General features: G+C 65.3%; 11 protein-coding genes. 6 read left to right on the top strand and 5 right to left on the bottom strand.

What is annotated here, in order from left to right; genetic code table 11:
• The 3 genes from ABI213_RS08255 to ABI213_RS08245 all read right to left on the bottom strand — a co-directional run.
• The coding region (locus ABI213_RS08255) for a glutathione S-transferase family protein (RefSeq protein ID WP_348026695.1) at nt 1–509 on the bottom strand (509 nt) is incomplete at its 3' end.
• A gap of 11 nt (nt 510–520) precedes the next feature.
• Complete coding sequence (locus ABI213_RS08250) at nt 521–1,696, bottom strand: MFS transporter (RefSeq protein WP_348008064.1); 1,176 nt, start codon at nt 1,694–1,696, stop codon at nt 521–523.
• A gap of 71 nt (nt 1,697–1,767) precedes the next feature.
• Entirely contained in the window at nt 1,768–2,970 is a 1,203-nt protein-coding gene (locus ABI213_RS08245; protein ID WP_348008065.1) for an MFS transporter, read from the bottom strand.
• A gap of 96 nt (nt 2,971–3,066) precedes the next feature.
• Between ABI213_RS08245 and ABI213_RS08240 the strand changes: the two genes are divergently transcribed.
• The 3 genes from ABI213_RS08240 (at nt 3,067) to ABI213_RS08230 (ending at nt 5,083) form a co-directional block, all read left to right on the top strand.
• Nucleotides 3,067–3,981, top strand: coding sequence for a LysR family transcriptional regulator (locus ABI213_RS08240; protein WP_348008066.1), 915 nt, complete (start codon nt 3,067–3,069; stop codon nt 3,979–3,981).
• An 89-nt stretch (nt 3,982–4,070) separates the two neighbouring features.
• Nucleotides 4,071–4,385 carry a DUF805 domain-containing protein gene (locus tag ABI213_RS08235; protein WP_348008067.1) on the top strand — a complete coding sequence of 105 codons (315 nt, stop codon included), beginning with the start codon at nt 4,071–4,073 and terminating at the stop codon, nt 4,383–4,385.
• 200 nt (nt 4,386–4,585) lie between these two features.
• Complete coding sequence (locus ABI213_RS08230) at nt 4,586–5,083, top strand: hypothetical protein (RefSeq protein WP_348008068.1); 498 nt, start codon at nt 4,586–4,588, stop codon at nt 5,081–5,083.
• Nucleotides 5,084–5,183: 100 nt separating this feature from the next.
• Here ABI213_RS08230 and ABI213_RS08225 read toward each other — a convergent pair whose 3' ends face one another.
• Complete coding sequence (locus tag ABI213_RS08225; RefSeq protein ID WP_348008069.1) at nt 5,184–6,041, bottom strand: LysR family transcriptional regulator; 858 nt, start codon at nt 6,039–6,041, stop codon at nt 5,184–5,186.
• A gap of 131 nt (nt 6,042–6,172) precedes the next feature.
• Between ABI213_RS08225 and ABI213_RS08220 the strand changes: the two genes are divergently transcribed.
• Both ABI213_RS08220 and ABI213_RS08215 read left to right on the top strand, forming a co-directional pair.
• A complete protein-coding gene (locus ABI213_RS08220) occupies nt 6,173–7,153 on the top strand; it encodes a zinc-dependent alcohol dehydrogenase family protein (RefSeq protein WP_348008072.1) in 981 nt (326 codons plus the stop codon).
• Nucleotides 7,154–7,317: 164 nt separating this feature from the next.
• Nucleotides 7,318–8,103, top strand: coding sequence for a transglutaminase family protein (locus ABI213_RS08215; RefSeq protein ID WP_348008070.1), 786 nt, complete (start codon nt 7,318–7,320; stop codon nt 8,101–8,103).
• Here the strand turns inward: ABI213_RS08215 and ABI213_RS08210 are convergent.
• Nucleotides 8,100–8,735, bottom strand: coding sequence for a TetR/AcrR family transcriptional regulator (locus ABI213_RS08210; protein ID WP_348026693.1), 636 nt, complete (start codon nt 8,733–8,735; stop codon nt 8,100–8,102). The genes ABI213_RS08215 and ABI213_RS08210 overlap by 4 nt on opposite strands.
• Nucleotides 8,736–8,863: 128 nt before the next feature.
• Between ABI213_RS08210 and ABI213_RS08205 the strand changes: the two genes are divergently transcribed.
• Nucleotides 8,864–9,402 (top strand): MBL fold metallo-hydrolase (locus ABI213_RS08205; RefSeq protein WP_348026697.1); only part of this gene is annotated, 539 nt, incomplete at its 3' end.

Genomic DNA, 9,402 nt, shown 5'->3' with positions numbered 1-9,402 from the left:
ATCAGCGCATACGCGTCCAGCGCGGAATAGTGCGCGCCCAGCAGCCAGGGGCCGCCGTGGCGGGCCAGTTCGGCATCCAGTTGGGCCAGCAAGGTGCCCACGCGGAGTTCGGCCTGGGTCTGCACTTCGGCTGCAGCGGCGGTGTTGCCGGGGTTGACCATGCGGTGCGGGTAAAAGTAGGCGATCAGCGTGCTTTGCAGGGTGTTGGTCATCCACACCAGCCACTTGTAGAAATGGGCGCGCTCCACCGTGCCCACCGCCGGGGCCAAACCGGCTTGCGGATGCATGTCGCACAGGTGCAGGCAGATGGCGGCGGACTCGAACAGCACCAGGTCGCCGTCGGTCAGCACCGGGACCAAGCCGTTGGGATTGAGCGCCAGGTAGCCGGGGGCCTTGTGCGCGCCGGTGCGGGTGTCGACCAGCACGCGTTCATACGGCAGACCGATGTCTTCCAGCAGGATGTGTGGTGCCATGGCGGCGGTGCTGGGGGCGTAGTGGAGTTGCAGCATGGTGGTGTGTTCTAAATAGCGCGGTGGTGTTGGCGAATACCCCAGGTGGCCAAGCTTAAACCCGCCAGCGCAAATATCCCCAGTGGCAAGACCAGGCCCACCGGACCTAGCCCTTCGAGGGCGTAGGCAAATACCGGCGGCCCCAGGGTGGAGCCCAGATTGCCCAGCTGCGCGACCGCCCCCGTGGCACGGGCCTGCACCGGGGGCGCATCACTCAAATATGGCACCAGCGCAAAGGCAGCACCGCCCGCCAGGCCGACCAGCGCGATCAGCACCAGGGCGACCGGCGCAATGGCTACGCCCAACCACAGGCAAACCCCCAGCGCCAGCGCGGCCGCAGCCACACCGGCAAACGCCAGGCGCACCAGCAGCGATGGCCGCAGCAGCGACTGGGCTAGCCAGCCCGCCAAAAAATTACCGCCAATGCTCAGCAGCGGCAGCGCCACCGCCAGCCAGGCGCGGTCGGCCCCGGCCTGGGGCGGAATAAAGGTCAGCAAGGCGATGGCGGTGGCGGTGTAGAAGAAAAAGCAGCCCCCCGGCAGCGCCGTGGCCCACTGGCTGTAAATGCGCGCATGCAACTGCGGCAGGCTGGCCAGCGTGGGCCAGGCGGGTCGGGCCGCGCTGTCGCGAGGCAGTTGCCACAGCACCGCGCCCGCCATGAGCGCCATGCCCGCCGCGTGCAGCACCAGCATGCCGCTGAGCTGCCAATGCGCCAGCACCCAGCCCCCGCCCGCGGCGGTGAGCGCAAACGCCACCCCCACAAACGTGCTCCACAGCCCCATGGCGATGGAGCGGTGCTGCGGCGCGCTGTGCTGCATGATCAGCGTGGGCGCGGCCACCACCACCGCCAGTTGCGACACACCTTCGAACAAACGCGTCAACCACAGCAGCGGAAACGGCGGCAGCAGCGACTGCACCAGGGCCACCACCGCCCCCAGCCCCATGCCCAGCAGCAGCAAACGCCGGTAGCCCATGGCCGGTGCACACAGGCCCATCGCCACCCCAAACACCAGCCCGACCATGCCCACGGTGGACAAGATCCAGCCCATGGCTGCCGGTGTGGCCCCGTAGGTGGCCTGCAGGGCCTGGAAGGCGAAAGACACTTTGGAAAACTGCATCGCCGCCAGCACGCCGCACAGCCACAGGGTGAAGATGCGGGGCCAGTGGGTGGTGGGCAGTGGGGTCATGCAAAGAGGATAACTGCTTTTAAAACGATAGCTTCCAGCGCAGTTAGCACCTGCGCTGGAAGCCTATTTCATCACTTATTTTTTGGCCAGAGCCGCACGCTCAGGGCCAGCCCACCCGCCAGCGCTGCCAAGCCACACACGCCCGGCCAGCCCCACTGGGCCAAGGCCTGGCTACCCAGCCAAGCACCGCTGGCCATGCCGATGAACATGCCGCCCATCAGCACCGCGTTCAGGCGGCTGCGGGCGGCGGGCTCCAGGCTGTAGACGATGGTCTGGTGGGCGATCAGGCTGGCCTGCACGCCCAAGTCGAACACCACCGCACCCACGGCGATCAACCACAGTGGGCCCCCCGTGCCCATGCTGCCCAGGGCCATCACGATAAACGCGGCCACCACCAGGCCCGCGCCGATGCGTGTCACCACCTCGGGGCCTTTGCGGTCGGCCATCTTGCCCGCCAGCGGCGCGGCCAGTGCCCCGGCCGCCCCCGCCAGGCCAAACGCCCCGGCGGCGGCACTGCCCAGGTGGAAGGGCGCGGCATGCAGCATCACCGCCAGCGTGGACCAGAACGCGCTGAAGCCCACGCTCAGCAGGCCCTGGGCCAGGGCCGCCCGGCGCAAGCCGTTGTGGCGCTGCCACAGCGCGCCCAGCGTGCCCATCAGCGCCAGGTACGACAGCTGGGTGGTCGGCACAAACCGCGGCAGGCCGCGCCACACCGCCACGCCCAGCAAGGCGATGCTGAGGGCGGCCACCACAAACATGCTGCGCCAGCCCGCGTGCTCGGCCACAAAGCCCGACACCACGCGCGACAGCAAAATGCCCAGCAGCAGCCCGGTCATCACTGTGCCCACCGTCTTGCCGCGGCTGGTTTCGGGGGCCAGCGTGGCGGCGGCGGGCACGATGTCTTGGGCCAGCGTGGCCGAGATACCAATCGCCAAACTGGCCGCCAGCAGCACGCCAATAGACGGTGCCGCCGCAGCGGTCAACAGCGCAACGCACAGAATGGCCGCCTTGCCCAGGATGATGCGGCGGCGATCAAACCGGTCGCCCAGCGGGGCCAGCAGGATCAGGCCCAGCGCGTAGCCCAGTTGCGTCAGCGTCGGCACTAGGCCGATGGCGACCGGGGAAGCCTGGAACTCGCCCGCCAGCACGCCCAGCATGGGCTGGCTGTAGTACAGCGCCGCAGCCGCCAGGCCCGCGCCTGCGGCCAATAGCAACACCAGCGCGCCGGGCATCGCTGCGCTGGGTTGGTCATGCGTTAAAGCAGATGAAGACATGGTAGAAACCCTCAAATAATCGAATGCCGCGAGTGTGCTTGAATCCGGCTTTGCAGGGAACGCCCGCGCTAGGCACAATTGTTATACGCTTGGCGCATGAAGACCGCCCCCGACCGCATCGAACTGATGCAAACCTTTGTGCGCATCGTCGAGGCGGGCAGCCTGTCGGCCGCTGCGGTGCAGATGGGCGCGACCCAGCCCACCGTGAGCCGCCGCTTGCAGGCGCTGGAGCGCTCACTGGGCATCAAGCTGCTGCAGCGTTCCACCCACGCCATGCAGCTTACCGAGGACGGCGCCCGCTGCTTCGCCCGCGCCAAAGACCTGCTGGGTCGCTGGGACGCGTTCGAGGCCGACCTGCGCGGCAGCCAGGACGTGCCCGAGGGCACGCTGCGCGTGATGGCGCCGCATGCGTTTGGCCAGCAGCAACTCATTGCACCCCTGGCCGACTACCTGCGCCGCTACCCCCGGGTGGCGGTGGAGTGGCTGCTGCACGACGGCACGCCCAACTTCATAGCCGATGGCATCGACTGCGCCATCCACGTCGGCACGGTGGAAGACCCGGCGGTAGTGGCGGTGAAGCTGGCCGAGATTCCGCGCATCGTGGTGGCCGCGCCAGCGGTGCTGGGCGGTGCGCCGCTGCCCGGCCACGCGGCCGAACTCAGCGCACTGCCCTGGCTGGCCTTGCGCACCTTCTACCGCAACGAAATCAGCTTGCAGCACCGCGACGGCGCCCAGCAGCGCATCGCCCTGCAGCCGCGCATCAGCACCGACAGCCTGTTTGCCCTGCGCAATGCGGCCTTGATGGGCCTGGGCGTGTGTGTGGCCTCCGCCTGGGCGGTGGCCGACGATGTGCAAGCGGGCCGGCTGCTGCACCTGCTGCCCGAATGGCATGCGGCCCCGCTGCCCATGTATTTGCTGTATCCGTATGCGCAGTTTTACCCGGCCAAGCTGCGCCGCTTTGGCGAACTGCTGCGCGCCGACTTGCTGCACGGCCTGGAGCGCGTGGCATAGAACTTCCCGCAAATGAGGGACGGTGCCTACCGGTTCGCCACAGAACCCCGCTAACCTCGGGCACTTGTCCATCCCGCCAAAGGCCGACCATGCAGTTCACCGAATCCGTGCGCACCTGCTTCTCCAAATACGCCAGCTTTGACGGCCGGGCCTCGCGGCCGGAATTCTGGTGGTGGGCCTTGTTCTGCGTGATCGCCACCCTGGCATTGGGGACCATCAGCGAAAAGCTGTCCGGCGCCTTCTCGATCGCCACCCTGCTGCCCTACATTGCCGTCACCACGCGCCGGTTGCACGACACCGACCGCAGCGGCTGGTGGCAACTGCTGTTCTTTCTGCCGGTGATCGGCTGGCTGGTGGTGTTGTACTGGTTGGTGCAGCCTAGCGAGGGCTCTGGTCGGTATTGATGCGGCAGGGTGTTCTTGACGCTCTGTATTTGATAGCTGTCGGCGCAGATAAAACCTGCGCAGGGGCGCTCTTTCTTATAAATTTGTGCGAATCAGAATTGCTGACTGAGCTACGGATGTGGCGGGTTACCGATGACAAATCTCAATTGCACTGCTGGTCAACGCAATACCGTTCAACTTTCTAGAAATCGGCACACTTCATGTCGCTAAAACCTTTAACCGTCTCCGCGATACTTGCATTTGTCATCTTGGTCCTCGCAAGTTTCTTTGTGTTGCGCTCTCCAATGCTGAGGGTGTCACCGATCGGGACAGCCGTCGAGAGTTGCTCCAGCACCGACGGTGCGGCCATCGACCTAGTGTTTCCAGTGTTCGATGCATTGCAGGTTGCACCTACATTCACAGGCCAACCAGTAGGTAATCAGGTGCTCAAGGTGCGTGCCAACAGTACTCTGTCGAACATCAAGCAACTTCGGCGATGGCAGATTCAAAATCCTGACAGCAATGGGGGACTGCTCGCCTGGGTATGTCAACCTTATGCCTATCCCTGCAACTTTGTCCAAAGTGGAAGCGTCCTCTTTACGCATGTAAGCGACAAAACACTTGATGGAGAGTGGAGTTTTTACCTGGAATCAGGCCATCGCATAGAAGGAAAATTCTCAGCTTCCTTCTTGCGCGGACACAAGGCTCCATGCGGCTAATGTCTGTACCAACCGACCCAAGCTACGGCCAGGCCGCGTTACCCCAAAACCATATCCACGCAATCCGCTAGCGCACACTGAGCGCACTAGATCATCCGGCTCAATCCGCCAGCCGCGCCAAGACCAAATCCAGCAGTGCCCTGAGCCGCGCCAACCGGCGCAGATCACGGTGGTAGCCCACCCAGGTGTCGCGCCCCGGCGGCTCTTCCCCCAGGCTGATGCGCTGCACGCCCGCCAGGCTGTCGCCCAGCGGCCGGGGTAGTACCGCCAAACCCACTCCCAGCGCGCACAGACGCGCCTGCACATCGCGGTTGTTGCAGCGCGACACCACATGGGCCTGTGGTAGCACCCGCCGCAGCCACTGCGCGTCGGGCATTCCGCCAAACGCTGTGTCCATGGTGATGATCGGCGTGCCGACACCCTCACCCACCCGCGGCGCGGCCATGCCCATCGGCAAGTAAACACCGTAGGGGATGTGCAGCAGCTTGCGCGCCACCACCTCGGGCTCGTCGAAAGGCTGGATGCGGAACACCATGTCGGCCTCGCGCCGGGGCAGGCTCAGGCGGCTGGCCGTGGTCAGCAGCTCTACCGTAACCTGCGGCTGCAAGCGGGCGAATTCGGCCAGCACCGGTGCCAACAGGTGCACCCCAAACCAGTCCGACGAAGAGATCGTCAGCAGGCCGTCGAGCTGGCCGTTGGCACCCGCCAACTGGCGCTGGAAGGCCAGGGTTTCCTCCTCCATGCGCTCGGCATGGGGCAGCACGGCCGCGCCCTCGTGGGTGAGCACAAAGCCGTCGCCGGTGCGCTGGAACAAGGTCTGGCCCAGTGCCGCCTCCAGCGCACGCAGACGCCGGCCCATGGTGGGCTGGCTTTGCCCGGCAAGGCGCGCTGCCGCACCCAAGCTGCCGGCACGGGCAATGGCCAGAAAGATGCGCAGATCGCTCCATTCGAGTGGCATGGCACATCCATTCATTTATGCATTAAGTACGTGCATTTTTGTCTATTTTCAAACACTTTAGTTCAGCAAAGAATCGAGGCTTCCCACTACCAAGGACAGTCCCCATGACCACTTCTTTCACCTCCCCCACCATGGCCGCCGCCATCGCAGACGCCGCTGGGGCACCGCAACGCATCGCCCAGATCGCCCGCCCACAAGCTGGCCCAGGCCAGGTGCTGGTGCGCATTGCGGCCAGTGGCGCCAACCCGCTGGACACCAAAATCCACGCTGGCCAGGCCGCCCATGCGCGGCAGCCGCTGCCAGCAATTCTGGGCATCGACCTGGCTGGCACCGTGGTCGCCCTGGGCGCGGGGGTCAGCGGTTTCCAGCCCGGCGATGCGGCGTACGCCATGGCGGGCGGTGTCGGTGGCGTGCCGGGCTCGCTGGCCGAATATGCCGCGGTGGATGCCGAGTTGCTGGCGCTGAAACCCGCCACGCTGGACATGCGCCAGGCCGCCGCCCTGCCCCTGGTCAGCATCACCGCCTGGGAAGGCCTGGTGGACCGCGCACGGCTGCAGGCCGGGCAACGCGTGCTGGTCCATGGTGGCGCGGGCGGCGTAGGCCATGTGGCGGTGCAAATCGCCAAAGCCCTGGGGGCCCAGGTGTTCGCCACCGGCTCAGCGGCCGACCTGCCCTATATCCGCAGCCTGGGTGCGACACCCATCGACTACCGCGCCCAGACCGTAGAGCAGTACGTGGCCGAGCGCACGGCTGGCCAGGGCTTTGATGTGGTCTACGACACCGTGGGCGGTGCCACCCTGGACGCCTCGTTTGCCGCCGTGCGGCGCTTCGGCCAGGTCGTCAGTTGCCTGGGCTGGGGCACCCATGCTCTGGCGCCCTTGTCGTTCCGTGCGGCCAGCTACTCGGGTGTGTTTACCCTGCTGCCGCTGCTAACCGGCACAGGCCGCAGCCAGCATGGCGCCATCTTGCGGGAAATCGCCCGCCTGGTGGACGCTGGCCAGTTGGTGCCAAGGCTAGACCCGCGACGCTTCCACCTGGGCAACGTGGACGCGGCCTACCAGGCCCTCATCGGCGGCCACAGCGCGGGCAAAATCGTGGTGGATGTGGCTTAAACGGTACGCGATGCACATGCTGCACGGATGAAATGCAGCCTTGCTGCAGGGCGTGAAACCGGCTTGGACACACGGCCTCGCGTCCTGAAAATAAAGCGCCTTCTTCCTACACCCTTGTCACAGATGCAGGGCTAAGCTGGGCTTTTTTTATGGGAGACGCACGCATGCAAATTACGGCCACCTGCACCCTGTCGGTGAACAACGCCGCCGACTGCCCTCTGGTCGCCATGCTCCGGGCCTGCCAGGGCGATGCCCAGAATATTCTGGAGGAAAGTTTCAACGTGCAGCCCTGGGTGCCGCGTTTTGACTACACCGATGTCTACGGCAACCTGTGCCAGCGCATGGTGCTGCAGCCCGGCCACACGGACATGGCTTTGTCGGTCACCGCCGAAGTGGATGCCAACATTGCCACCGCGCCCCAAGCCGCCCCCACGCCCATGCAATTTCTGCCCGACGACGTGCTGCTCTACCTGCTGCAAAGCCGTTACTGCCCGTCGGACAAGATGGCAGAACGGGCGCTGGGCATTGTGGGCAATGCACTGCCTGGCTACGACCAAGCGGAAGCCATCCGGGCCTGGATCCACACCAACCTGAACTACCAATACGGCGTGAGCACGGCCACCACCGATGCCATGGACACCCTGTCCCAGGGCGCGGGCGTGTGCCGAGACTTTGCGCATGTGGGCATCGCCCTGTGCCGCAGCCTGCGCCTGCCCGCGCGCATCGTCGTGGGCTACCTGTACGGGCTGGACCCGATGGACCTGCACGCCTGGTTTGAGGTGTTTGTGAATGGCCGCTGGTACACCTTCGATGCCACCCAGAGCCAGCCGCGCGGAGGGCGCATCGTGCTGGCCTACGGGCGGGACGCAGCGGATGTGGCGTTTATCTCGGACTACGGCAGCGCGCCGCTGGAGATCCAAAACATGCAGGTCACCGTGACCACGGTTTAAGCTTTCTGGGGGGTCGCGTAGAAGCCCAGAAACATATCGACGCAGTCGGCCAACACGCGCTGTTGCTGCGCGTCTTCTAGCGGCGGCTGGCCCAGGGCCAGCTGCGGCCAAAAGGCAAACGACTTGACCATGCCCTGCAACTGGTCGGCCGCGTACTGCGGGTCCACACCCGCGCGCAGCCGTTGGTCCTGCTGGGCAGCGCGGATCCAGGTGACCAGGCCCTCTTCCTTCTCGGCCAGCCGGGCCACCATGGCCTGGGCGCGCTGCGGCGACTGCATCATTTCGGCAATCGCCACCCGCGACAGGTCCACAAAACTGCTGTCGTTGAGCAGCCGCATCTTCTGCTCCAGGCATTCCAGCAACTGCGCGCGCAAGGGTTTCTGGGGCTGGTAGGCCACGGTCAACAGGCCCTGCGCGCGCTGCCACAGCTGCACAAGGATGGCGGCGAACAGCTCGTCCTTGCTGGGGAAATGGTTGTAGACCGTGCGCTTTGACACCTCGGCCACGGCCGCCACGCGGTCCATGCTGGTGCCAGCAAAACCGTGGGCGCGGAATTCGCTGATGGCGGCCTGCAAGATGGCTTCGCGCTTGCGGTGCGTGAGCAGGGTGGGAGGGGACGGTTCAGAGAGCATGGTCTAAATTTTACACCGCTGAGTTTACTTTTTTAAAACTTGCACTACACTGTGCAGTGTACTTTTTAACTTAACCCATGAAACTCCACCTTTCCTGGTTTTTTATTGCCCTTACCTGCTTGATCGCCATGGCCTACACCCTCTGCTCCCCTAGTCTGCCCACCGCCTCCTATGCCACGTCGCCGCAATTCAGCGACGGCACATTCCGCAACCCCGTGCCGCGCCACGCCATCGGCACCTGGAAGACGCTGACCCTGCTGTGGCGCTTCATGGTGGATAAACCCGCGCTGGCCTCGCCTGCCCAGCCGTTGCCGGTGCTGGCACTGACCCAGGCCGAGCTGCTGGCCGCGCCGGACAAAAGCCTGTGGCGCTTCGGCCACTCGACCATGCTGCTGAAGATGGACGGCAAATTTTGGCTGACCGACCCGGTGTTTGCCGAGCGCGCCTCGCAGCTGCAGTTCATTGGTCCGAAGCGCTTCCACGCGCCGCCCATGGGCATTGCCGACCTGCCGCCCATCACCGGCGTGATCCTGTCGCACGACCACTACGACCATCTAGACTACGCCGCCATCCTGCAGCTGGCACCCAAGGTGGCGCACTTCATCACCCCGCTGGGCGTGGGCGACCGGCTGATTGCCTGGGGCGTGCCGGCGGTCAAGGTGCAGCA

Source organism: Rhodoferax sp. (genome assembly GCF_039922535.1).
Taxonomy (GTDB): Bacteria; Pseudomonadota; Gammaproteobacteria; order Burkholderiales; family Burkholderiaceae_C; genus Rhodoferax_B.
Note: the sequence above shows the minus strand (reverse complement) of the source record. Positions and strands in the feature narration are given on the sequence as shown.

Excerpts from the sequence above, each read along its gene's own strand:
- ABI213_RS08230 (WP_348008068.1), top strand. The coding sequence starts at position 4,586 with ATGTCGCTAAAACCTTTAACCGTCTCCGCGATACTTGCATTTGTCATC.
- ABI213_RS08250 (WP_348008064.1), bottom strand. The coding sequence starts at position 1,696 with ATGACCCCACTGCCCACCACCCACTGGCCCCGCATCTTCACCCTGTGG.
- ABI213_RS08210 (WP_348026693.1), bottom strand. The coding sequence starts at position 8,735 with ATGCTCTCTGAACCGTCCCCTCCCACCCTGCTCACGCACCGCAAGCGC.
- ABI213_RS08245 (WP_348008065.1), bottom strand. The coding sequence starts at position 2,970 with ATGTCTTCATCTGCTTTAACGCATGACCAACCCAGCGCAGCGATGCCC.
- ABI213_RS08235 (WP_348008067.1), top strand. The coding sequence starts at position 4,071 with ATGCAGTTCACCGAATCCGTGCGCACCTGCTTCTCCAAATACGCCAGC.
- ABI213_RS08215 (WP_348008070.1), top strand. The coding sequence starts at position 7,318 with ATGCAAATTACGGCCACCTGCACCCTGTCGGTGAACAACGCCGCCGAC.
- ABI213_RS08240 (WP_348008066.1), top strand. The coding sequence starts at position 3,067 with ATGAAGACCGCCCCCGACCGCATCGAACTGATGCAAACCTTTGTGCGC.
- ABI213_RS08220 (WP_348008072.1), top strand. The coding sequence starts at position 6,173 with ATGGCCGCCGCCATCGCAGACGCCGCTGGGGCACCGCAACGCATCGCC.
- ABI213_RS08225 (WP_348008069.1), bottom strand. The coding sequence starts at position 6,041 with ATGCCACTCGAATGGAGCGATCTGCGCATCTTTCTGGCCATTGCCCGT.